Here is a 24047-nt window from a genome sequence, read left to right as displayed (position 1 = left end):
CGTAACGCGTCGAGATGAACGACCATGTCGTGCTTCCTTGCATGACCGGCGCCGTGAGGGAAACTTGTCGAAGCCGCACCTTGGGTTCTTCGTTACAATTCGAAAAACCAAAATGGGTCCGGGTTGAGAGCGACCGGCCGACGCGGGAGCGAGTGCTGCATGTTCAATTCCAATCAAAAAGAGCAGTTCAATGTGGCATACGTCCATGCGATGGCGAGCCAGGCAGGCTTGAACACCGGGAATATGAAGGTCGACGACCAAAGCATCGACCTTGATGTTGACGGCAAATTCCCGACGGCAACCAAGAATCGGTTTCCTAAGATCAGCCTACAGTTGAAAGCCACTTCGCAAAGAATGGTGAAGGACGGCTTCATCAAGTTTCCGCTTCCCCGGAAGAACTACGACGACCTGAAAAACGATCGGCTCATCGTTCCTCGCTACTTGGTCGTGCTTCTCGTGCCTGACGACACCGGCGATTGGATCCGGCATCACCCCCAATACATGAGTCTCCACAACACGTGCTATTGGATGTCGATCAAGAATGACCCGACGATCAAAAACAAATCGAAGGTGACGGTCGATATTCCACTGACGCAGCGTTTGGACACGGACGCGTTGTTGCACCTCATCACGTTGGCCAGCCAGGGGAAGCACGCATGACTCGCGATGACGTGATCAAACAGATCGGCAACCTGAGATGGACTCAGTTGCAGTCTTATCTCATTGCGTCGGGGTGGGCCGACTATGGCGCGCTCGGGCCGTTCGCATCGATATGGCACCACGCGGATCAGAGCGATGCACAGGTGTTGCTGCCGACATCAGAAGAAGCCGAGGATTTTTTGCCTCGGTTAGCGGACGCGGTGATGGCGATAGCCGAGTTCGAAGGTCGAACGACAGAAGATATCGTAATTGCCGCAAGCGACCGCTTCGGCGATGTGATTAGCATCCGAGTGGTCCACGAAGATGTCGAGGGCGGCACTATCCCGGCCATCGATGGAGTGGCGCTAAACGAGAAGGCCCTTGAGTTGCTGATCGCAGCAGCCATGTCCTATCTGACAAAGAGGCAATACCACCAGCGGCCAACGGCCGTGACCAACGCGTTTCTCGATACCCTTAGGTTGGGCCAAACCACCAAGGGGAGTTACGTCGTAAATCTGTTTGCCCTGATGCCTGAGCCGCCGATCGATCAACCGACACTGCAGGACGTGCCGATGACGAACAATGTCATCTCAAACCTGTCGTCAGGATTAAAGGCGCTCAGCCACGCGGTCAGTCTGAAAAGCAAAAAGAAGGACGAACACAAAGCGCTTGATGAAGCTGTGGCGGCGGGGGCCAGCGCGAACATGTGCGACGCGTTGGTGGGCATAAGTGGCCGCGACAAGAGCAGGGCGGTCGAGATTTCGATCACTCCGCTGCGCCCGGGCAAAGATAGACCAAAGCCAGTCAAGTTTTCGTTCGCAAAGGAAAAAGTGGAGCGCTTGGAGAAAGCTTCCGCGTATTACAGGCGCACCTACACCGCGAAAAACAAGACCGTTCAAGGCTACATTAAGCGTCTCGATCGGGCGCACGGCGAAAAGCATGGGACGATTCTCGTCGCGGCTGTCGTGGAGAACAGCGAGAAGATGGTTGAGATCGACTTGGGTCCGAGAGACTATAAGCGTGCAATCTCCGCCCACGGATCGGATACGGAAGTTCGATGCTCGGGCGATGTGCTCATCAAGCCGCGCAGCGCAACATTGCTGAACCCATCAGGTTTTCGCGTGCTCAACAGTGGTGATGGTTTGTTCACACAAGAGGAAGAACCCAAGCCAAAAAAGGCGAAGCGGTAGCGGAATTGAAGTCCTTGGGCAGGCAATGATGCTCATTGCCGAAGCCAGAAGAAGGGCTGAAGCCTCGGCGCTTGTTGACCGTTTCGCGACCGCTCGCGTCCTTTCGTTTCCCGTAATGGACGCGACCCTTAGGTCTTCCGTGTTCGTGCGGGCTAGCGCGGACCCACCAACAGTGCGATTGCTTCGTGAAGCAGTGCCACTGACGCGCCGACATCACGCGACTGCGCGTCCGAGCGCCCGCTAAGAGCGAGGTAAGCGAAATGAACGGCTGCGGAGTGTTTCGCCAAGGCAACCAGGTGCGCACCGCTGGGGCCTCGAACAGCAGAGAGCCAGTTTTGGACCGTCCGCTCGCTCGCCCCTGTCCAGCGAGTTAGCGTTTTGATTGCTTGGCGAGTGTCGCCCACATCCTTTTTGAGCGCAAAGGCGATGGCGAGGGGGTATTCGCTCCCGACAGGCAGCGCGTGATTCGCCGGCAATTTGTTGCCTGTTTTCGGTAACATTTTTCGCGGCTCCAAAAGTATATTTCGTGAAGGCGAGCGCCGAGGCGGGGCGTGGAGCGCCGCACTCCTGCGGCGTTGGTCGATCGCCCGACCATGGGAGGCATGGTGAGCCGATCAGCGCACGAAGATTCGTCCGCCGGGACAAATGGATCGCGGGGCCGCGCCGCAGCCTACGTGCGAATGTCGACGGAGCATCAACAATATTCGACCGAAAATCAGAAGGACGTGATTCAGGCGTTCGCCGAGTCGCGAAACCTTGAAATCGTTCGGACCTATGCGGACGAAGGAAAGAGCGGGCTCCGGCTCGAGGGGCGTGATTCCTTGCAAGCGCTTATTCGCGACGTTGAGGCCGGCGTCGATTTTTCAGTGATTCTCGTCTACGACGTCAGCCGCTGGGGGCGTTTCCAAGACCCCGACGAAAGCGCAAGCTACGAAATTCGCTGCAAACAGGCTGGCGTTCGCGTCCTTTACTGCGCCGAACAGTTCGAAAATGACGGCAGTCCGGTTTCAAGCATCATCAAGAGCGTGAAAAGGACCATGGCTGGCGAATACAGCCGGGAGCTCAGTGTCAAAGTCCATGCCGGCCAGCTTCGATTGATCAAGAGCGGATACCGTCAGGGCGGTCCTGCGGGTTACGGGCTGCGCCGAGTGTTGATCGACCAAGCTGGCGGAGTCAAAGGCGAGCTTGATCGCGGCGAGCACAAGTCCATTCAAACGGACCGAGTGATTCTGGCTCCGGGGCCGGTCGAGGAAACCGTGGTGGTGAGGGATATTTACCGCGCGTTTGTCGAGGAAGGCCGGACCGAAGCTGAGATCGCCGCTTCGCTCAACGCCGCAGGGCAGAGGACAGATTTGGGCTCGCGATGGTCACGAGGAACCGTTCATCAGATTCTGATCAACGAAAAATACATCGGCCACAACGTCTGGAACCGAACCTCGTTCAAGCTGAAACAGGAGCGCGTGAATAACCCCCCAGCGTCGTGGGCTCGCGCGGACGACGCGTTCGAGCCAGTGGTCGACAAGCTGATGTTCGAGGCGGCGCGCCAGATCATCCTCGGCCGCTCGTATCGCTTGAGCGACGGCGACATGCTCGATGTGCTGCGCAAAGTGTTGCTCCGCAATGGATACCTCTCAGGAATTTTGATCGATGAGGCGGGCGGCGGTCCGTCCAGCAGCGCTTACCGCAGCCGGTTCGGCAGCTTGTTGCGAAGCTATGGTCTGATCGGATACACCCCTGATCGGGACTACCGCTACATAGAAATCAACCGTCGCCTGCGGGCGCTGCACCCGGAAATAGTCGCGCAGGCAAAAAGCGCGATGGTGGCGGCTGGGGCATCGGTCGAAACCGATCCGGGCACGGAGTTGATTTCTGTGAACAGCGAATTCCGGGTGTCCCTCGCGCTGTGCCGGTGCCGAGCGACCGAGGCAGGCGCCAACCGCTGGATCGTTCGCTTTGACAACGCCATGAAACCGGACATCACCGTGGCCGTGCGCATGGAGCCGGACGCGCAGGCCATTCGCGACTACTACTTGCTTCCGGCGGTTGATGTCTATGCGGACCAGTTGCGTCTGGGTGACCACAACGAACACGGATTCGACGTGTATCGCTTCGACGATTTGTCCATGCTGGTCCACCTTAGTCGCAGGGTTCCTCTCCGAGGAGTGTCTTATGGATGACAAGTTCAAAGGATTCTTGGCGACGCTGCCCAGAGCGGAAAAGATCACGCTGATTCCGGCCACGCAACTCCGAGTCCTGAACCCTCGGACCCGCAACAGCCTGTTTTTCGCGCAGCTTGTCGAGAACATCGCGACGATCGGGCTCAAACGGCCCATCACGGTCGCGTATGGCGGGCGCGCCGAGTCGGGCGAGGAGTGGCATGAGGTGCTTTGCGGCCAAGGGCGCCTGGAAGCTTTAAAGGCGTTGGGCGAAACCGTCATTCCATGCTGCGTCGTCGAGGCGGATCAAGTCGAGCGCTACCTCATCACGCTGACTGAAAATATCGCTCGGCGACGGCACACAACCGAAGAGTTGCTCAGCGGCATCCAAATACTGAAGGCTCGTGGATACACGGCCGAGCAAATTTCGACGAAGACGAACCTCGATTCGGGCTACATCAACGGCATATTGAACCTGCTGGAAAACGGCGAGCAGCGTCTTGTGAGAGCCGTTGAGAAGCGAATGGTGCCGATGTGGCTTGCGTTGGACATCGCTCGATCCTCGACGGGGGAGATGCAGGATGCAATGGTCGCGGCATACGAGAATGGCACGCTCAAAGGCGAGGAGTTGATGAGAGTGCGCAAGCTCCTCAGCAAGCGCGAGGCGGTCGGGAAAGCGTTTCATTCAAAGAAGCCAGCGCCGCGAGAGAAGCCGACCCCGCAAAAGCTGCTTCGCACCTACCAGACCGAGGTGCGCAGGCAAAAATTCGTCATTCAGAATGCCACGCTTCAGGAGCAACGTCTTCTGCTGATCACGTCCGCGTTTCGGCGGTTCTTGTCTGATGAGCATTTTCGGACGTTGCTTCGCGCCGAGGGAATCAAAGACATTCCCGAGGCGGTGGCCAGCCGCATCCCACAGGAGCTTTTGCCATGACCGTCAAGCATGCGTTCGATCTGCGGATCATCGAGGTTCCATTGGAACGGATACGCCCTAGCGCGCCACTACTGCCGCAAGTCTTGGCGACCCCGAAATTTCGCACCATCGTCAGCTCGATCCGAGAGCTTGGTGTCATAGAGCCGTTGGCGGTTTACCCAGTGGAAGGGCGACCGGGAGAATATGACCTGTTGGACGGACGCTTGCGGCTTGAAGCGCTCAAAGAGTTGGGGCGAGAAACGGCCCCGTGCATGGTCTCTCTGGACGACGAGGGGTTCTCTTTCAACCGCCACATTAACCGGATCACCGTTGTCCAAGAGCATCGAATGATTCGAGCTAGCCTGGCGCAGGGGGCGTCCGAAGAGCGCATCGCGACGGTCCTCAAAATGGACGTGCGAAGGATTCGCGAAAGAATTCATCTGTTGGACGGAGTGGCGCCCGAAGCGGTATCCCTTCTCAAAGACAAGCAGGCTATTCCCAAAGTGTTTGCAGCCTTAAAGAAGATGAAGCCCATGCGGCAAATCGAGGCGGCGGAGATGATGGTTGCGGCCAACAGATTCACCGCGTCTTACGCGGAAATGCTCTTGATCACGACGCGACCGGAAGCGTTGACTGCCAAGGCGCAGCCCAAGAAGAAGACCGACATTTCGCCAGAAGACATCGCGCGCATGGAGGCTGAAATGGAGCGCCTGCACCAAGATTGCCAGGCGGTCGAGGACGGAATCGGCGACACGATGCTCTCGCTCGTGGTCGCCAAGGGATTCATGAATCGGCTTCTGAGGAACGAGAACATCCGCGGGCATCTCCGGCGTCATCACGAGGACTTGTTGGCGAGCCTCGTGACAACCTTAGATGCCATCGCGGCGGACAACCGAACACCGGAACGCGAATGACGCCGACCGCGACCATCACGCGATGGCCAGGACCGGAGGTTCCCATCTGGTTCCCCAGTTTCACGGTGGGCTCCGACGCATGGCAGCATTGGCTCAGCAGCGTTGGGTGAAGCCGTGGGGTGGTAACTCGCATATGAGAGGCAAAAGTGAGCGCGAATAGCAATGCCGTTGGTCAGGCAGAAAGCGCCGCGGCTGGAGCGGGAGGAGCAAGGCAAGCGGCGCAACCAACACGCCAACGACGAGGCGCCGCGGATTGACGAGCGGCACTTTCGAGGTTCGCAGGGAGATCTGGGATTCTCTGGTGCTTTTGGGCTGACCCGTCCGCGTCAACTTGCCGTTTGCGACGGTGGCGAGGGACTACCCAACGGCGTGGCGTCTTGTGCAATGAGGTCGGCGACGCCGCGAACTTGTTCGAGCATGTCCAACAGCACGTCGTGCCGCTCGACCCCCAACTTGGGGTAGAGCGGCACGAGCCAGTAATCGGACTCTTTGATTAGGCGGGATGGATGCTCATGATCCAGCCGCTCGATCCTTGCGAACTGATCGGCATTGAGCAGACGTTCGCCCGATCGTGGGATTGCAAGCCAACATGGCGTCTCGCGATGGGTTGACCATCCTTGAATCCAAAATCTCAAATACGCGCGCGCGTCTGACAAGAGCAGGGGCCACCATTCCGTGGACTTGATTGTCCCCGGGTTCTTTGTCGCCACGCCGGCGGCAAAGAGGCGTTGCTGCAAGTCGTCGAGCAAGAGACGCAATTGCGCGTAGCGACGCCCGACCGCGCAGGTCATTTCGGTCGCCGTCAACGGCAAGAAGCCGGAAACGTCCATTCGCGCGCAAAGCGCCTCGAGTTGCCTGACGTCGGATACAAAGGCCGCGTCGGTCGCCTTGATGCCTTCGCCTTCAAGGAAATTAAGCACCGCGCCCCAAGATGTCAGCGCTAGAGTGTGGCCGCTTTTTAGCGTTGCGAAACGCAAATGCGGCAACACCGTGGGGCTCACTGTGCTTCATGTCCTGAACCTTGGGCGCGCCGCAAAATTTCTGGCCAAATCGTGTCTGTCCGGATCGCGGGCGCAACGAACATGAGCAGGCCGCCCCCGCCATTGGCCAATACCTCAAGATACGATCCGGGCTGATTGTCCGTGAGTGCGGCCCAAAACTTTCCTTCGATGAGAACGTGGACCTGTCCCACGGCGTCGATGCCCGCGATGTCGCACCACCCTTCGCCAGCTTGAACTTCCGATCGAAAGGTCAGCGCGGGGGGCAAGTCGATTTGTGCCTGCTGAGCCCAATTCGCGACGAGCGCCTCGCGAAACTGCGGGTTGTGGCCGAGCAAGTAGTTCAGAGCGGTGGTGGCGTAGAGCTCTTCCTTCCCCGAGCCCGTCAAAAGATGAGACAGCAAAGACATTGGCGAATCCTATTGGTGTTATGTTGCAAATGGCCAAATCTGGCGCTCGGGATCCCTCGGTCCCGATTCACTCGCCTTCGTCGCTCGCTCGTTTCCCGATTTTATTGCCGAGCTCTTTGTCGAGCTGATAGAGCGCGCGGTCGGCCAAGCGGAAGGGGAGAGCCTCGCTGCAAATTGTCCGCAGCTCGTCGAGATAGCGAAAATACAGCTCGCAGCATCGCACCAGGTAAGCCTTAGACCGCGACCCAGGAACAGGCGCCGGCACCCGGTCGTTGGGCAGCAACACGCGCAAAGCGCGCTCATCAATGACCTGGAACGTCTCCGGGTTCGCGAAGCGAAGCAAAGTCGATGCAACGGGGAGGCGAACGCCTTTGCAGCGCAGCAGCTCGGCGAGGAGGCATTTTGCGTCGCGATGCTTCCCTGGCTCGATCGAATCGACCTCGCCAATTCGCGCGAGCAGTTCGTCGTCGATATGGGGGAATCGGGACAGTTTCCACAAGACCATCTCGTAGAGCTCCAAACGGCCAACGCCAGTCCCCTTCGCGCGATTATCCAACTTGGCGGTAAGTTCTGGCAGATAGCTGTATCGGTTCAGGAGAGTTCGGGCATCGGCGCTTTCCGGAGCGTCGAATTGCGCACGAAAGCGCGCAAGGTTCGCTTCAAATTCGTTCATGGCCATAGGCACGGGCGCTTTCGATCAAGAAAGCGCTAAGGTTGAACAACGCATGGGCGGCGCCGAGGCGAGCGGTGGTTCGATCTTGAGGTTGACCGCGCTACGCCTCAGACAGGCAGCGCAAATAGGCGCGAAAAATCGATATGTCTTGGGCGTTGGCTAGGATCGACTCGAAGGGCATCAGGTTGGTTGCGGTCAGCAGATGGCAACCCAAGTCGACCGCAGCGGCGGCTCTTTCGAGTTGCAGATCGACGGCACCTGTCCACTTGGTCCATCGGCTCAGTTCGACGTGCGTCAAAGCATCAACGTTTAGGGCCGAAAACTCCTTGATGCGCGTCTCCAAGTCGACAATCAAGATTTCGCGCAGATCGTTCTGCGGTTGCAACGCTTCGAGGCTCGACACGCGGCCGACGATCTCTTCCACATAGTGTGGGCGAGGCAGCCGGCGGCCCGCCAAGGCGTCGGCGCGCTCGGCTTCCTCTTTTGTCGCTTCCCGTTGCGTCGCCACGGCGTCCGATCCGGTTCTGAGCATCTCCGACACTCGACGCACGATAAGCTCCGGGACACCCTGATTCAATTGGACGAGTGCGCGCGAGCGCTTGTGAACCCAGTCGGCCCCCCTCGCGCCGTTCTCGCCCCGACGGATCTGCTGGATCTCGGCCAGCACGTTGTCAATGCGAAACGAGAAGCTCCAAAGCCGCTCGCGGTTTTCCTTCGCGGTAATGTCTCGATCGAACTGGCGAGACATCGTCTCGAAGTCGACGCCGAAATAAATGCGCCCGCAGTCTTTGCCGATGTTCGTGAGCCGGCCGTCTTTGGTCGCGACCAGGTAGCCCCGCCCGTGCGGCGTGTGGCAGTTGGAAAGACCGCAGCGGATCTTGTCGGCAAAGACATAGTTGCCGATGATTGCCTGAAGCTCGTGAGCCGACGGGTCGAGATTGCGGTCATAATCTGGGCGGCTTTCAATGTCGGCCCAGTCTTCGACGCGGACAAGTTCTTTTTCACCGTTGATCGTGATCATTGTTAGGGTCTTCCTTCGGTCTCGATAAATCGCGCCCAGATTGGTGAGTTGCACGCGCCAGCTGCCAGGCGTTTTCGAGCAAAACCGCCAGACTGCGGCCTTCGTGTCCAAGTTATTCTAGCGGTCACCCCCCGTTTCCAAAGTGACGCCGCGAGAGGGCGGGGACGGGGGGCTCAGTGCTTTTCTGCAGCCGTTCTCTGCTTACCAAGCAACCCTTTCTCTTCTTGATAGGCCTTCGTCTCGAAGAGAAAGTCGGCGAGCGTCATTGCGCAATTGACCGCGAGCTTCGCGTGGTGCCGAGCGGGCTTGTAAGTCGTTCCGTGGCTGTCAGACATTTTGTTGCGCATCGCGCTTAATCCCTGCACGATCGACGTAAGTCCCGTGAGAACCTGGCGCAGGGTGTCGGATATGTCTTTGCGGCTGGTGTCCAGATTCAGTAGGACGCGAACGCGGTTGAAGAGTCGGCCCAAATCGCCATCGAACGCCGGTGGCAGATCGACGGAAAGCTCCGTCTCAATTGCGAGCAACAGATGTTCGATGAGCGCCCGTGCGTTCGTGATGGCGCCGTCGTAATCGCCGACCTCGATTTTTGTGCGGCACTTTTTGATCTGCGTTTCGATCGATGCGGCCGACGCTTCGGGCAGCGTCTCGGGGATCGCCTCCGGAGCGATCAAAGCTCCCGTCAGATCGCGCAGCTTGTAGCGAGAGCCTTCTTTGACGACCTCGTAGTTGTCAAAGGCAAGCAGTTCGTTGAGCTTCGCGGCGCTGTCCTCGTTGCTAACGACGACAGCTTGCTGCAAGTCATACCAGAGCCTTGGGTCGATTAGATCGCAGATCAATTGCGCCATCTCGGGCTTGGACGCGAGTTCGGTGAGACGCTCCTTCGCAAATACGACGCGGCTGGGAAAACCAGACTCGTAGACGTCTCGAAACCCGTAACCATTGAAAAACTCAACCAGGTCGACGCCGCGTCGATAAGGCCATCCGTTGCCTCCGCCGCAAACGAGATCGGCCAATTTGTTGATGGTGTATTGCGCGAGCTTCATCGGCGCCTCTGTGTTTTCACAACGTTGTTGTTGGACGTCCTCGGCCGTCGTTGGGGCGCCGGCCGCCGTGCGATTTTAGCCCACCGTTTAGCGTGCTCATGGGGGGCGCCGGCGCGCAGGATTCGGATGAGGGGATTTGCTTGAAAGGGGCGTGCGGCGATCCCGGAGGCTAGGGCACTCGTTCGTCGGCATTGAACGAATCGGGTGCGGCGGGGTGAAGTGCGGTTCGCGAGAACCGCTCGGGTTGTAGCCGGTCGCCCCCATGGGAGTGCTAATCGCCCCCGAGCTTCAGTTGTTCGACCGTTTCGCCAAAACTGACGAAGTTTTCGGGAAGTCGAGCGCGCGGAACTTGGCGAGAGCCGCTTTCGCGGCGCCGGCGCTCGCGCGCGAGGCCAGTTCGTCGACAACGGGCCGCCAGGAGTTGCGGGCCGCAGCGTCCTCCGCGGCTTTCGACGTTGTGGCCGCCACCGCGAGCTCAAGCGATTGGTCGATTCCGCTCGTCGCCAACGGCGCCAAGAGCTCGGCGAGCTTCACTCCGGCGCGGCGGTGGCCGAAGCCCAAGGCGTAGTCCAACGCGGTGGCGCCCTCGTCGCTCTCGGCGTCGACGTTGCTGACCGCGAGGAGGGCAGCCGCGACGGCCGGCCGATTGTCGAGGACCGCGTGCATCAAGGCGGTTCGGCGGCGCTCGTCGCGCGCCTTCGGATCGCTGACGGGCAACAAGAGGTTCGCGGCGTGAGCGGATCCTGCGAACATCAGCGCGGTTCTCCCCGAAGACGATTCGGCCATCGGGTCAGACAACGGCAACAAGATTTTCAAGCACTGCACGCTCGGCGACGCCTCCGCAGGGGCGTCCTCGCGCGCCAACAGGGTGGCACGGGCCGCCGCCATCAACGGCGTCCAGCCGTCGCTGTCCGCGAGGCGCGGATCGAAATGGCGAACCAGCTCGCTGAGCAACAGCGGGTCCGCCAGCGACGCGGCCGCAAAGATGGTCGGCGGGGGCTCGTCGTTGCGCGTCGCCTGTTGCTTCTCGCGGATCTTGGCGAGCGTTGCCCGCGCCTGCTCCCGACTCTCTTCCGGCAACGCCTCGATGACCGCCGTGTCCACGGATGCGGCGGCCTGCAATTCGGCGCCGACTTTTGTTCTCAGTTGCGTGTTGCGCATGGCGATGGAGTTGGAAAAGTTTTTGGGCGGGCGCCTCGATTCTCAACGCCCGCGGATTGTTTGCGCCGCATGCGACGCCGGCTGCCGCAGAGCCAGGCTAGTGTAGCGTAGCGGCGCGATCGGCTCGGATTCGGATGCGGACCTTGGCCTTTGCTTTTTGCGCGCTTCTTTCGCAACCCTTCAACGGAGGAGTCTCCCATGGGCTATCGCCTGTTCATTGACGACTTGCGCGACCCCGTCGATCCCGCGTGGACGATTGCGCGCAGCTCGGCGGAGGCCATTACCCTGTTGCTCGGACGCGGCTGCCCCGACGAGATTTCGTTCGACCACGATCTGGGCGGCGACGACACCGCGATGGCCGTGGCCAAGCGACTGATCGATTTGGACTTGGACGCGAACGGCGCCTTCATTCCGCCCGCGTTCCGGTTTTGGGTGCACAGCGCCAATCCCGTGGGCGCCGCGAACCTCCGGGCGCTGCTGGACCGCTACCTGGACGTGCGCGGCGCCAACGCGGGCGACGCGTGACGGCCTCGGCCCGCTTCGCGCTGCGCGCCGTGTTCGCGTGAAGGCTCACGGACGCCTCGCGCGTTGGGCGCGCACGTCCTCGCCTGGCAATCGCGGCATCGGGAAGGTCAGCAGGAGCGCCGCTTCGGGCGGCTGCCCGCGATGCGTGTGAACCCCAGCGAGAAAGGCGCAGTGGTGGCCGGCCAAGGCGAGCAGGGGCCGCGTGAAATCGCGCCGCTGGACCAAGGGCAGAGTCCCGGGCGCCGCGAGGCCCAACAACAAACCTTCGGGCTCGATCCGGGTTCGGCCCTGGAAGTAGGCAACGGCGCCAATCGCGGCCGCCGCGAACGCGTCAGGCGAGGCGGCGGGCAGCGAGCGCACGAGCACGAGGCAATCCCCGCGCAACAACTCTTCGATCTCGCTCCACTCGTAAAGGACGACTTGGTCGGCGAGCGCGACGCGAAAGACCGCTTGCGCGAGGGTCTCGACCGCGCTTCGAACCTCGTCGTGTGGGCACGCGAGGATCGGTCCGCAGCCCCGCGCGCCAATCGGAACGACCGAATCGACAAGCACCGAGACCCCGGCGGGCCGGCCTCGACGGCCCGCGAGAGGCTCGAGGTCGGTCGCCACCCGGATCACGAAATCGGGCGTTGCGTCCGGCGTCGAGTCCGGTGTCGCGTCCGCGTCGGCGCTCACCCGCCAGGCGACCCGGCTACCGAAGTCGGGCAGCTCGTTCCCCGACCCCCAAAGGCCGAGCGCGTCGACGATCTGAACGAAGAACGGGCGACCGCCGTCGGTCGCCGAGGATGTGTCCCGCGGGGCCGCGCCGGCGGTCGGCGTGGCCAGGGCATCCGTGTTCGCCGCCATTGCGAGGGTTGGGGCGCTCATTGCGTTGGCCCGTCGTATCGCTGGGCCGCTTTGCGCAGCCGCTCGGCCATTTCCTGGCGCAGCTCGGGCGGGCCGAGCACTTCCACGTCGGGTCCAAAATTGGACAGCCACCACCTCAGCCGGCGAGTCAGCGGCACGGAGGCTTCAATCACCACCTCTCCGGGGCCGTGGGGCGTTGCGACTTGATCGTCGGACAGTGGGCTTTCGAGCAGATGGGCGCCGGCGTGCTCGCGAAAGAGGAGGCGGATCGGGCTGCGCCGCCCGAGCTCGCCGAACCCAAAGAGGCCATCGGCGATCGCCGCATCCAGGTCGAAGCCCTCGGGCTTTGACGCCGGTTCGGGCAACAGCTTGGCCTGGCGAATCCGGTGCAGGGCGAGCGTTCGAACGTCGTCGAAGCCGTCGAACACAACGACCAGATACATGATCCCGCCGACGCCGACCAGACCCAGAGGACTGAGCGCCTTCGCCGTCGAGGCCGGCCGGTCGAGAGCCTGGTAGACGACTTCGAGCTGACGGCTGAGCATCAACGCGTCGCTGATCGCGGCGCGAACTGATTCGTCGATGGGCGGGGCCAACAGCGGTTGATTGGGCTCGACGACGCGCACGGCTCGCGTCCAGGCGGCGGCGCCTTTTTCGCCCGCCTCGGATTCGAGGCGCTGCCTGGCCGCCTTGAAATACGGTTCGAGCTCTTGGCGATACCCCGACGGCAACAAATGCCGCGAATGCTCGTCGAGCAAACGGAAGGCGAGCGCCTCGGGCGTCGTCAATCCGCGAAAGTCCAAGGGCGGCATGTCGCCTTTCCATCTCCAGCCGTAGGGCGTGTTGCGCTCGTCGGACTCGATGGCGAACGCCACGGAGAGCGCCGAAAGATCGCGCTCCACCGTTCGCTTCGACACGTCGTATCCCGCGGCGCGCAGCTTGGCGTGGATTTCAGTCGCCGTGATCTTGCCGCCCCTTGGGATCATGCGCAACACGTTCCATTGCCTCAGCAGCGCGTCAGACATGCGCGCCTCCCTTCGGCCCATTCGCGCCCGGCGTGAGCGCGACGACTCGCGCCACGCGGTTGTTTTTGTTTCGTCGCCACGAACTCGGATGGGTGCATCCGACGACGAGCGGCGGCCGCAGTGGATTCTTGTCCGCGATCTCTCGCAGCGCGTCGTAGACGAGATTCTTCAAGGACGCCTTCGCGCGCTCCGCGCCCGTGCAGCAATTGACCACAAGGTCTTGCGGCTCGGTGCGCCAGAGTCTTTCCAATCGGGCCAGGAACCGTTCGCGGCCAATCCGCTCCGACGCCCAGGCGGTCCTGAACACCTCGTCGCGATAGTGGCTCGTGGCGTGACCCAAGGACGTTTGATGCTGAATCGCGTTGATCAGGACAAGGTCAAGGTCTTCGCCCTCCGGGGACACGGTCAGCTGTTCGGCTCCGATCAAAGCGATGTCGCCCAGGAGAGCTCGAATGTTGTCTCCAGTCGCCCCCGCTGCGGGCCCGATGGGGCGGAGGTTGCCCGAGGCGATGGCGCTGAGTTCGCCCAGCTTCGCGGCGCGGGCGGGCGCGCCGAATTCGCGAACGTGCGGGCTTTCCAAGATCATCAAGAGCCGGCGAGGGCCCTTCGCGCTCAGATCGCTCGTCGGCCGGCGACACGAGAAGTCGTTCGAAGGCTCAGCGCCGTTCGGCGCGTAGCGCAGGCGCGAGTCGGCAAACCGGACGGTCCCGACCCACTGGTCGGGGCAGCGCGCGGCGCAGAACGCAGGCGACCACGCGGAGGGTCTCTTTGGGCCGCCCTCAGCCGCCAGGGCGGCTTGGGCCATCTCGGCGAAGGCCGCTCGGTCTTCGTCCAAGCGGTCGCCGTCCCTCGGGGGCGCCGCTTCGGCTTTGTCGTTGTTCATTGGGTCTTTTTCTTGAATTGCGCTTCGGTGCTCGCATGCGTTTTGGGTCAAGGGCCGCCCCGATCGATGGCCCTTTCCCAACGGATGCGGGCAGTGTGCCATGGAGGCGCGACAGACGATGTCGCGCGCTGGCGCGATCAGCGCCATGAAGAGGGTCTCTCGCCACGGCCACAGGGGTCGTTTGCGCGACATAGCGTGTCGCGCCGACGCCAAACGGGATGGCGCCAGCCGGCTCTCGGACGGTAAGCTTCGAGCACCTCGCACGTTGGACGTCGCGCGGAGACCACCCGAGAAACGGCTCAGGCAAAACATCCTCAGGAACAGAGGGTGAGAAGCCGTAAACCATCCATGCAGGACGGCGCCACGGCGTCGCCTTTAACGCTGAACAACGAAGGGACCACTCAATGACAATGCAGGCCATGCCGATTCCGAAGAACGGCTCTTGCCCCTCCGGCTACCGCTCGGACGGCAACATGTGCGTCCCGAACGCCAACGCCAAACCCGCGATCCCGAAAAATGGCTCGTGCCCGTCCGGTTGGCACAGCGACGGCAACTATTGCCTGGCCAACAGCGTGACCCCGAAAAACGTCGTGCCCAAGAGCGGGTCCTGCCCGTCGGGCTATCACTCCGACGGCAACTACTGCGTCCAGAACTGAGTCCTCGCCCTTCGCGCCCGATCGGGATCGTGCCGCCATTCATCGCGGGCCGGCGACGGGGCGGCGAGGGCGGCGCAAAGAATCGGGCGCTGACGCGCCTGTGCGGCTGAAGACCTCGATCTTCGGCGTGTGTTCGGCGGTCGGCGGGGCAACCTGCCGGCCGTTTTTTTGCGGCCGCAGTGACGCCTGCAGAACCGGCGTTGAAGCGACCGGATGGGAAAGGGAGGGTGCTCTTGACGGCCCATGGCGCCAACCATGAAAAAACGCCCGACGGGAGCCCACTTGCCATTGACCGAAGCAGTCTTGGACCCCCCTTTTGAACGCCGCCTGAGCGGCGGCGAATGCTTTGCGCGCCGATTTTGCCCGGCGCGGCGCGCCCGCTCGCGTGGGCGGGGCCGCTCAGGCGCTTTCCTGGCGACAAAGTGCGCGATAATCACGGCTTTTGGGCCGCTCTGCCGGACCGCCGACGCAGGCGGCGGTGCAGAGCGGGCCAGTCGTGCGTTAACTACCAGCGGGACAAGGATGACGGGTGTGATCCAAGCGGGGGTTTTCGGCGCCAACGAGCCGGCGCGCCGAGCTTCGGGGGGCGCTGGAACGAATGTCGGAGGGCGGGGCGTGGGCTTATACAACGCGGAAATTTCAGCGGGCTCGCTCATGATCCCGGAGAGCCGCCGCATCGCGGCCCTCTTGCTCTCCCACCCCACCGACGCGCAATGGGACGCCGCCCTGAGCGACGAAAACCTCTTGCAGAAGAAGCCCGCCACGGCGCGGCGCCAGGCGCGGCTGATCCGAAGGCGGCTCGACACCCTGGACGACACGGGCTTGCAGCTGGTCGTCGAAGGCGACGCCGAGCTGTGCCGGCAAATTCTCTTGTCGGCCGCCGCGCGCCACAGCCAACTGCTGAGCGACTTCATGCGGGACGTCTATCGGGCGGACTTGCTCCGGCTCGAGAAGAACCTGAGCCACCGCCAATGGGACGGTTTCCTCGAAGAGTGCGCGCATCGCGACGAGGCGGTCGCCGCATGGGCCGCGTCGACCCGCGAAAAGCTCTTTCAGGTGATCGTCCGCATTCTCTTTGAAGCCAAATACCTCGACTCGACCCGGCGGATGGAACTGACGCCGCCCTTGGTTCATCCGAAGGCGCAGGCTTACCTCAGAAGCCTCGGCGACGCCGAGACCCTCGCGCGATTGGAGACCCAAGCATGAGCGCCTCGTTCGACGAACGCCTCAATCAAGTGTTGCCGCGGCTGCTGTCGCCGGACGTCCTCGACAACAAGGGCGCGGGCGGCGAGATCGGCTTCTGGGTTTTCGACTATCCACCCGAGCACGAAATGAAGGTGCGCGGTTGGCTTGCGGAGGTGATCGAGCCGGGCGTGCGCAAGCAGAAGCCGCAGCTTCGCTTTGCGACGGTCGACCTCTTTGAGTGCGTGATTGGCTTGCTCGAAGATCGCGGCCTGTTGGCCAAGGCGTTGGAGATGCAGCGCGCCAAAGGGGACGACGCGCTGCTCGCCTCCTTGCGCTCAGTCCTCAAAGAGGATCGGTTGGCCGCGCGGATCGTCGAGAAGACGCGCGCCGACGAGCTCGACCTGCTGATCGTGAAGGGCGTGGGCGCCGTTTATCCGCTGCTGCGCACCCACACACTGCTCTCCGCGCTGCACCCGCACATGCAGGACACACCGCTTCTCATGCTTTACCCGGGGCGATACGACGGGCAGTCACTGCGCCTGTTCAACGCGCTGGTCGACGACAACTATTACCGGGCGTTCAGCCTGGTGCCCTAACGCTTTGAGAGACCGAGGGACCAATGAAAATTAAAGAGCTATTCGTCAAGCGCATTGACCGGCCGATCAACGGCGTCATCAAAGCGGATCAACGCGACGAGGCGAGCATCTGGCAGGAGCTGGACGAATACGTCGCGACCAAAGAGGTCACGGAATACCTGCGCAGCTTTTTTGAAGCTTACCTCGCCACCGCAGCCCACCCCAACGACCCGAGTATCGCCGCGCGAATGGGCGTCTGGGTGTCGGGTTTCTTTGGGTCGGGCAAGTCGCACTTCATTAAGATTTTGTCGTATCTGTTGTCCAACCTCGAAGCCTCCCATCCGGGCGACGAGACATCGCGGCGCGCGATTGAATTCTTTGATTCGAAAATCAAAGACGCCATGCTCTTGGGCGACATTCGCCGCGCGGTCACGGGCAACACTGACGTGATCTTGTTCAACATCGACTCGAAGGCCGACTCCAAAGGCGATCGGGACGCGATCCTGCAAGTGTTCCTGCGCGTCTTCAACGAGATGCAAGGGTTGTCGGGCGACGCGCCGCACGTCGCCGAGATGGAGCGCTATCTGATCTCCAAGGGCGCCTACGACGCGTTCAAGCAGGCGTTCAAAGCGGCCAATGGCAACGCGTGGGACGCCGAGCGCGACGCGGTCGATTTCCTGCGCGACGATGTGATCGCAGGGCTCAGCCACGCGCTGGACATGTCGCCGGATTCCGCAGCGAAATGGTTCGACAACGCGCGCGACGACTACAAGATCAACATCGAGGGTTTCGCCGCGCTCGTGCGCAAATACCTCGACACCAAGGGCCCGCAGCACCGGATCGTCTTTTTGGTCGACGAGGTCGGCCAGTTCATCGGCAAGAACACGGCGCTGATGCTCAACTTGCAGACCATCACCGAAGAGCTCGGCACGCAATGCAAAGGGCGCGCCTGGGTGATCGTGACCAGCCAGGAAGACATCGACGCCACCCTGGGCGAAGCCAACCAGGCGCGCACGAACGATTTTTCGAAGATCACGGGCCGCTTTCACACGCGCTTGTCCCTGTCGAGCTCGAACACCGACGAGGTCATTTCGCATCGCCTGCTCGAAAAAACGCCCTCGGCGCGCGCCGAGCTCGAAGCCCTCTGGAAGGCCAAGGGCGACATCATTAACAACCAGGTTTCGTTTGCGGATCACGCGGTGGCTTTTCGGCGCTTTCGCGACGCCGCGGATTTCTCCGCGCACTATCCGTTCGCCCCTTACCAGTTTCAGCTGTTGCAAAAGGTCTTCGAGTCGATTCGCAAAGTGGGGGCGACCGGCCGGCACTTGGCGCGCGGCGAGCGCTCGATGCTCGACGCCTTTCAAACGGCGGCGGTCCACAATGGCCCGCGGGACATCGACGCGCTCGTGCCCCTCTACGATTTCTATCCGGCGATCGAAAGTTTCCTGGACTCCTCGGTCAAGCGCGCCATCGATCAAGCGGCCGACAACCCGGCGTTGGAGGACTGGGACGGGGAGCTCCTGCGAACGTTGTTCCTCATTCGCTACGCGGACGCGGTGAAGGGGACGGTCGACAACCTCGCCACCCTGTGCCTCGATCGCGTCGACGCGGACAAGCTCGCGCTCAAACGCCAGATTGAAGCCGCGCTGTTGCGCTTGGAGCGGCAGAATCTGGTGAGCCGAAACGGCGACCTTTGGTTTTTCCTGACCAACGAGGAGCGCGACGTTTCACAAGAGGTGAAGTCCGTCAACGTCTCGGAGGCTGATATCTCGCGCCTGGTCGCCGAGCTCGTGTTCGATGAGATTCTTGCCGGGCAAACGAAAGTGAGGCATCGCGACACCAAGAGCGATTACGAATTCAATCGCCTGCTCGACAGCGTCCCCTACAAGCTGGCGAACGCCGCGTTGACCTTCGAGGTGATCTCGCCCGTCGGCGCCGACTACGAAATGATGCACGAGGCGCGATGCATCGGCCGCAGCGCCGAGGGCTCGGGACGGGCGTTGCTGCGAATGGCCAACGATCCGCGCGTCTATGTCGAGCTGAAAACGTATTTGCAGATCGAGAAATACATCGCGCCGAAAGCGGACACGGCGACCCCGTCGCTCAAACGGATTCTTTACGACCGGAAGGACGAAAACCGCGAACGCCGGGCGCGCCTTCTGTCGCAACTGGCGGAAATGATGAGCGCCGGGGACTTCTACGCGTTGGGCCAGCGGCTGACGATCAAGCCGCAATCGCCGCCCAGCGTGCTCGACGAAATGCTCAACTATCTGGTCTCCAACACCTATTCAAAACTCGGCTACATCAAGGTTCGCCAGGCCGATCCGATCGCGGAAATCCGAGCCGTGCTCACTGCCGACACGGTGGGCCAGCAACGCATGGCGTTGGGCGGGGAGGACGGCAATGCCCTCGCGTTGGGGGAAATGCGCCAATATCTCGACGTGGTCGCCAAGAGCAGCCGCGTGCTCCTCTCCGACGTCATCGACCGCTTCTCGGGGGTGCCCTGGGGGTGGCGGCCGGAATGGGAGACGGTCCTGCTGGTGGCGCGGCTTTTCATGGCCGGCGAAATCAAGCTGGTGATGGAGGGCGCGGACCTGGACCCCCTAGGGGCGATTGAGCCACTGACGAAAGCGGCCCGCTTCAAAAACGTCTCGATCTTGAAGCGCAAGACCTCCGATGCGCTGACGCGCACCACCGCGAGAGAGTTGCATCGCGACATGTTTTCGATCATGCCGCCGGAGGACGAAGACGCGCTCGTCGCCGAGTTCCGCAGCCACCTCGCCCAGCTCAAAGCGGACCTCGAACGCGCGCGCGGCAAAGCCGAACACAAGGATTACCCGGGCGGCACGGAGATTGTGCGGGCGTTGATCACGATCGATCGCCAACTGGCGCTGCGCGATCCCTATGAGTTTTTGGACGCGCTCGCGCAGGCTCGCAACGATTGGTTGGATTTGGCCGAAGACGTCCACGACGTGCTCGGGTTCTACAAGAACCAGGTTCCGGTCTGGTCGCGCCTGCTCGACGCCCTCGCCAGCTTTTCGGACAATCGCGAGGCGCTGCTCAACGCGCCGGAGGCTGCGGCGGCCCTGTCCGAATTGGAGATGATCCACCACAACCCGGCGCCCTACGGGATGATCAATCGGATCGAGGGGCTGGTCGCGACCGTGGAGAAAGTGAACGACGCGATCGGCGGCGAGCGTCGCGAACGCGCGCTCCGTTCGGTCGACGAGAAGATTGCCGAGGCGCAGCAGGCGCTGGACGCCGCCGAGGCGGATCCGGCTCTGCGCAATGCGGCGCTCAATCCCCTTCAAACCTTGAAGGCGCAACTGGCCGGGATGGTCAGCATCCCGCGCATTCTCTTCGCGCAGGGGCGGGCGGGCGATCTGCTCGACGAGGCGATGGACAAGATTGCGCGCGCGGCGAGGACCAATGAGGCGCCCAAGGCTCGGGTCGAGGCGCGGGCTGACGGCGCCGCGGGGGGCGGAGTGGGCGCGGGCGCGGGGACCGGCGTCGCAGGCGCGGCGGTCTCGACGCGCTCCATCAAGGTGGTGCGCACGAGCGAGCTGAGCGCCAAGACCTACCTTGAAAGCGCCGAAGACGTTGAAGAATTCATCGGAAGCCTTCGCCGGGAGCTCCTCGCGGCCATCGCGGCGGGCCACCGCGCGCGTTTGCAGTAACGCCTAGACGAAAGGCTCAATCAAGACATGAACAAAACAAACCTGAAAGCCTACGCGCCGCAAGCGCGCCGCGATTTCATCGCCGCGGTCGCCGCGCGGGCGAACCTGCTGGGCATCTCGGCGGCAGGGGCCGCGCCGGCCAGCGTCCGCGGCGACTTGGTGATCATTGAGGGGCGTGAGTGGCCCGCCAAGGTCAACGCGCAACGCGAGAAGCTCGTCCGGCGCATCGAGCGTCGCGGTTTCGAGCAGGCAATGGAAGAGGTGGCCTACACGTGGTTCAACCGATTCGCTGCCTTGCGCTTCATGGAGCTGCATGGATACCTCGATCATGGATGGCGAGTGCTGTCGAGCCGGGACGGTGGGCTTCCGGAAATTTTGCGCCATGCCAGCGAGGTGTCGCTTCCTGATCTGAACGCCGAGGTCGCGCGGGAAATGCAGCTGACTGGCACGCAGGATAACGAACTATACAAATTGTTGTTGGTGGCGCAGTGCAATGATTTGTCGCGCTCGATGCCATTTTTGTTCGAGCGCATCGACGACGAGACTGAGCTCTTGCTGCCCGACCACCTGCTACGCACCGATTCAATCTTAGTAAGACTGATTTCAAGCGTCCCTGAAGAAGATTGGGCGCAAATCGAAGTTGTCGGCTGGCTCTATCAGTTCTACATCAGTGAGAAGAAAGACGAGGTGATAGGAAAGGTGGTCCAGAGCGAGGATATTCCCGCGGCGACTCAGCTTTTCACACCCAATTGGATCGTTCGGTATCTGGTCCAGAACAGTGTTGGTCGTCTTTGGTTGATGGCGAATCCGTCGTCGTCACTAAAGTCGCAGTTTGACTATTACGTGGATCCGCCTGCGCAGTCGGATAAAGTAACAGCGCAGATTGAGGCGAAAATCCGAGAGCGTATTGAGCAGGATGGCGCACGCCTTAATCCTGAATCCATCAGACTTCTTGATCCGGCTTGTGGTTCAGGACACATCTTGGTTGAGGCTTATGAAACGCTCAAGGCTATCTACTTGGAGTGTGGATACCGTCTGAGAGACATTCCGCGTCTAATTTTGGAAAAGAACCTGTATGGCATCGACATTGATGACCGCGCAGCGCAGTTGGCAGGGTTCGCGCTACTGATGAAAGCGCGCGCAGATGACAGACGCTTGCTTAGCAATTCTCCGACTCTCAACGTTTTTTCCATGAGCGAGAGCAAGGGGCTGGATGTTGACGAGCTTTCCTCGCATCTTGGACCTTTCGGCGTTAGCCAATCAGTGGTGGCGAACGTGCTCGATATCTTCGCGCTGGCGAAGTCGTTCGGTTCCCTCATTCAGATTCCGGCGGTGATTTCCGAGAATCTGGCGGAAATATACGAAGCTTTAGATAAGGCCACACATTCGGGCGATTTGTATGCGCGAGCTGCGGCGGCCGACCTATGGCCGTTTGTGCGGCAGGCACGCGTTTTGTCAATGAAGTTTGACTTGGTTGTGGCGAACCCTCCCTATATGGGAGGAAGAAATCTCCCCGAATTTATCAAATCATGGGCGGAAGGCTGTTACCCGTCAGGAAGGGCCGACTTATACGCAATGTTCATACTTCGGGCCTTTCAATTTGCTAGGTCCGGGACCGGCATTTCTGCATTGGTTACCATGCAGAGTTGGATGTTCATATCGTCCTTCTTCGATCTGCGGCAATACCTGATTTCCAGTAAAACTGTGCAGTCGTTGGTGCAGATAGGGTTCAACAGTTTCCCCGAGATGAACTCCAAGATTGCACAAGCCTGCGCGTTTGTTTTTCTCAATGATGCCATTGAGGACTACGTTGGGGCATATATTGACTTAAACAGCGCGCCGAAGAACGCCGACAAGAGCAAGGTTTTCTTGGCGCGAGACCCGAATCATATTCATCCGCGTCACCAGACCAGCTTCGCGGCGGTCCCGGGGAGTCCGTTTGCCTACTGGGCAAGCGATCGAGTTCGGGACGCGTGGCAGAAAAGCAAGCTGATAAGCGCGGTTGCTGAACCGAAGAAGGGACTAGATACCGGAGAGAACGACAGATTCCTTCGGAGATGGTTTGAGATATCCGTCGCGAACTTCACCATGCTCGATGCGGAACGTGCAAGCGGTGATACCTACTGGGTTCCCGTCCAAAAGGGCGGCTCTTACCGGCGATGGTTCGGAAACCACGAATTTGTGGTGGATTGGCGGGATGGGGGGGCCGAGCTACGTGCTCATCGAGGTTCGTCCATCCGAAACGAGCGATTCTATGGGAAGCAAGGGGCCACTTGGTCAACATTGACCTCAAGCAACTTCGCAATGCGGGAGTGTCCCCCCGGTTTCATTTTCGAATCGAAGGGTGCGGTGTGCTTCCCGAAAGCTGAGCTTCCGCTCGAGCTTCTTTTAGCGTTCGGGAACTCGAAAGTGGCTCAGGTCTTCTTCGAAGCGCTGTCTCAAACTATGGACTACCACGAAGGCCCGTTCGGGTTATTGCCATACCGTGAGCCTTGCTTGGGGGATCAGGTCATCACGAGCGTGCAGGAAGCCGTTGCAATCGCTAGGGACGATTGGAACAGCTTTGAGGAGTCTTGGGATTTTTCGGGTATTCCCGCAGCCTGGAAAGTATCAGACGGTCAATCTCTTCAAGAATCGTGGGAGGCGTGGGCTCGCGCATGCGATCGCCGTCTGAACCGGCTTCGAGAAATCGAGGAGACAAACAATCGGCTTTTTTTGGAGATTTTCGACCTTCAGGACCAGTTTTCGCCTTCTGTTTCGGATAACGAGATTACCCTTGCACGTGCGAATCGCGAGAGTGATTGCCAGCGCCTAATGTCTTACGCGATCGGATGCATGATGGGCAGATATAGCGTGGACCGAGCCGGGTTAGTTTATGCTCATGCAGGAAATTGCGGTTTCGACAGCGCGCATTATGAAACGTTTTCAGCGGATGACGATGGCATAGTTGCTGTGACGGATACTTGTTGGTTCGAAGATGACGCAGCGCGCCGGGTGACTGAGCTTGTCGGCGTTATATGGGGGCCGGATACTTTAGACGCGAACATGGAATGGCTCGCCGAAAGCCTTAAGAAAAAACCCGGCGAGACCCCGGATGAGACTGTCCGACGGTTCCTCGCTGATAAATTCTACGCGGTGCATGTCCAAGCCTATAAGAAGCGCCCAATCTACTGGCTCTTTTCGAGCGGCAAGCAGCGCGCATTTCAGGCTTTGGTTTACATGCATCGCTACAACGAGGGCACACTCGCTCGCATGCGTGCTCAATACGTGGCGCCATTGATCGCGAAAATAGCGGCCCGGATGGAGTTGCTCGACAGGGACGCCGCCGTTGCCACATCGACAGCAGCGCGGGTGAAAATCCAAAGGCAGATTGATACGCTAAGAGCGAAGCAGGCCGAAATCCTTACTTACGACGAGAAGCTCCGGCACTACGCGGACATGCGCGTCGAAGTCGATCTGGACGATGGGGTGAGGGCGAACTACGCGAAATTTGGCGACCTGGTCGCCGATTCGAGAACGATCACCGGCGGAAGCGATGAGTAGCGGGCAACACA

General features: G+C 60.9%; 20 protein-coding genes. 11 read left to right on the top strand and 9 right to left on the bottom strand.

Translation table 11 applies throughout. From position 1 onward, the window contains the following. The first annotated feature begins 159 nt into the window (after window positions 1-159). The 5 genes from PDMSB3_RS12840 (at window position 160) to PDMSB3_RS12820 (ending at window position 5812) form a co-directional block, all read left to right on the top strand. Window positions 160-660 (top strand): DUF4365 domain-containing protein, encoded by a 501-nt coding sequence (locus tag PDMSB3_RS12840; protein ID WP_165186541.1) that lies wholly within the window; start codon window positions 160-162, stop codon window positions 658-660. Continuing rightward, a complete protein-coding gene (locus PDMSB3_RS12835; protein ID WP_165186538.1) occupies window positions 657-1829 on the top strand; it encodes a hypothetical protein in 1173 nt (390 codons plus the stop codon). The genes PDMSB3_RS12840 and PDMSB3_RS12835 overlap by 4 nt, the downstream gene beginning before the upstream one ends. Window positions 1830-2431: 602 nt before the next feature. Continuing rightward, window positions 2432-4006, top strand: a complete 1575-nt coding sequence (locus PDMSB3_RS12830; RefSeq protein WP_165187476.1) for a recombinase family protein — start codon at window positions 2432-2434, stop codon at window positions 4004-4006. Then, on the top strand, window positions 3999-4919 hold the full coding sequence (locus PDMSB3_RS12825; RefSeq protein WP_165186536.1) for a ParB/RepB/Spo0J family partition protein: 921 nt from the start codon (window positions 3999-4001) through the stop codon (window positions 4917-4919). The genes PDMSB3_RS12830 and PDMSB3_RS12825 overlap by 8 nt, the downstream gene beginning before the upstream one ends. Then, complete coding sequence (locus PDMSB3_RS12820; protein ID WP_165186533.1) at window positions 4916-5812, top strand: ParB/RepB/Spo0J family partition protein; 897 nt, start codon at window positions 4916-4918, stop codon at window positions 5810-5812. Before PDMSB3_RS12825 ends, PDMSB3_RS12820 begins: the two co-directional genes overlap by 4 nt. Before the next feature lie 326 nt (window positions 5813-6138). Here PDMSB3_RS12820 and PDMSB3_RS12815 read toward each other — a convergent pair whose 3' ends face one another. The 6 genes from PDMSB3_RS12815 to PDMSB3_RS12790 form a co-directional block, all read right to left on the bottom strand. Continuing rightward, window positions 6139-6813 (bottom strand): hypothetical protein, encoded by a 675-nt coding sequence (locus tag PDMSB3_RS12815; RefSeq protein WP_165186531.1) that lies wholly within the window; start codon window positions 6811-6813, stop codon window positions 6139-6141. Beyond that, window positions 6810-7220 carry a hypothetical protein gene (locus PDMSB3_RS12810; RefSeq protein WP_165186528.1) on the bottom strand — a complete coding sequence of 137 codons (411 nt, stop codon included), beginning with the start codon at window positions 7218-7220 and terminating at the stop codon, window positions 6810-6812. Before PDMSB3_RS12810 ends, PDMSB3_RS12815 begins: the two co-directional genes overlap by 4 nt. Before the next feature lie 67 nt (window positions 7221-7287). Beyond that, entirely contained in the window at window positions 7288-7893 is a 606-nt protein-coding gene (locus tag PDMSB3_RS12805; RefSeq protein WP_165186526.1) for a hypothetical protein, read from the bottom strand. Window positions 7894-7993: 100 nt separating this feature from the next. Next, window positions 7994-8914 carry a hypothetical protein gene (locus PDMSB3_RS12800; protein WP_165186523.1) on the bottom strand — a complete coding sequence of 307 codons (921 nt, stop codon included), beginning with the start codon at window positions 8912-8914 and terminating at the stop codon, window positions 7994-7996. Between the two features lie 173 nt (window positions 8915-9087). After that, on the bottom strand, window positions 9088-9960 hold the full coding sequence (locus PDMSB3_RS12795; protein WP_165186521.1) for an abortive infection family protein: 873 nt from the start codon (window positions 9958-9960) through the stop codon (window positions 9088-9090). Between the two features lie 288 nt (window positions 9961-10248). Beyond that, a complete protein-coding gene (locus PDMSB3_RS12790; RefSeq protein ID WP_165186519.1) occupies window positions 10249-11121 on the bottom strand; it encodes an ankyrin repeat domain-containing protein in 873 nt (290 codons plus the stop codon). Window positions 11122-11319: 198 nt separating this feature from the next. On the opposite strand from PDMSB3_RS12790, the gene PDMSB3_RS12785 reads away from it, so the two are divergent. Continuing rightward, window positions 11320-11646: a cyclic-phosphate processing receiver domain-containing protein gene (locus tag PDMSB3_RS12785; protein WP_165186516.1), complete on the top strand. Its 327-nt coding sequence runs from the start codon at window positions 11320-11322 to the stop codon at window positions 11644-11646. Between the two features lie 45 nt (window positions 11647-11691). Here PDMSB3_RS12785 and PDMSB3_RS12780 read toward each other — a convergent pair whose 3' ends face one another. The 3 genes from PDMSB3_RS12780 to PDMSB3_RS12770 are packed head-to-tail and all read right to left on the bottom strand — an operon-like array spanning window position 11692 to window position 14400. Further along, window positions 11692-12513 (bottom strand): hypothetical protein, encoded by an 822-nt coding sequence (locus PDMSB3_RS12780; RefSeq protein WP_165186514.1) that lies wholly within the window; start codon window positions 12511-12513, stop codon window positions 11692-11694. Further along, window positions 12510-13517, bottom strand: a complete 1008-nt coding sequence (locus tag PDMSB3_RS12775; protein ID WP_165186512.1) for a helix-turn-helix transcriptional regulator — start codon at window positions 13515-13517, stop codon at window positions 12510-12512. Before PDMSB3_RS12775 ends, PDMSB3_RS12780 begins: the two co-directional genes overlap by 4 nt. Continuing rightward, window positions 13510-14400, bottom strand: a complete 891-nt coding sequence (locus tag PDMSB3_RS12770) for a hypothetical protein (RefSeq protein ID WP_165186509.1) — start codon at window positions 14398-14400, stop codon at window positions 13510-13512. Before PDMSB3_RS12770 ends, PDMSB3_RS12775 begins: the two co-directional genes overlap by 8 nt. 404 nt (window positions 14401-14804) lie before the next feature. Here PDMSB3_RS12770 and PDMSB3_RS12765 point away from each other — a divergent pair, with 404 nt between their 5' ends. The 5 genes from PDMSB3_RS12765 to pglX all read left to right on the top strand — a co-directional run bounded on the left by PDMSB3_RS12765 (window position 14805) and on the right by pglX (window position 24036). Beyond that, complete coding sequence (locus PDMSB3_RS12765; RefSeq protein WP_165186507.1) at window positions 14805-15056, top strand: hypothetical protein; 252 nt, start codon at window positions 14805-14807, stop codon at window positions 15054-15056. 615 nt (window positions 15057-15671) lie between these two features. Further along, window positions 15672-16262 carry a DUF1819 family protein gene (locus tag PDMSB3_RS12760; RefSeq protein ID WP_232064192.1) on the top strand — a complete coding sequence of 197 codons (591 nt, stop codon included), beginning with the start codon at window positions 15672-15674 and terminating at the stop codon, window positions 16260-16262. Then, window positions 16259-16837: a DUF1788 domain-containing protein gene (locus PDMSB3_RS12755; protein WP_165186502.1), complete on the top strand. Its 579-nt coding sequence runs from the start codon at window positions 16259-16261 to the stop codon at window positions 16835-16837. The genes PDMSB3_RS12760 and PDMSB3_RS12755 overlap by 4 nt, the downstream gene beginning before the upstream one ends. Window positions 16838-16860: 23 nt before the next feature. Continuing rightward, window positions 16861-20493 (top strand): BREX system P-loop protein BrxC, encoded by a 3633-nt coding sequence (gene brxC, locus PDMSB3_RS12750; RefSeq protein ID WP_165186500.1) that lies wholly within the window; start codon window positions 16861-16863, stop codon window positions 20491-20493. Window positions 20494-20520: 27 nt separating this feature from the next. Beyond that, the gene (pglX, locus tag PDMSB3_RS12745; protein WP_165186497.1) at window positions 20521-24036 is read left to right on the top strand and encodes a BREX-1 system adenine-specific DNA-methyltransferase PglX; all 3516 of its coding nucleotides are present in this window, start codon (window positions 20521-20523) and stop codon (window positions 24034-24036) included. Window positions 24037-24047 lie beyond the last annotated feature (11 nt).

The organism is Paraburkholderia dioscoreae, assembly GCF_902459535.1.
GTDB lineage: Bacteria > Pseudomonadota > Gammaproteobacteria > Burkholderiales > Burkholderiaceae > Paraburkholderia > Paraburkholderia dioscoreae.
Note: the sequence above shows the minus strand (reverse complement) of the source record. Positions and strands in the feature narration are given on the sequence as shown.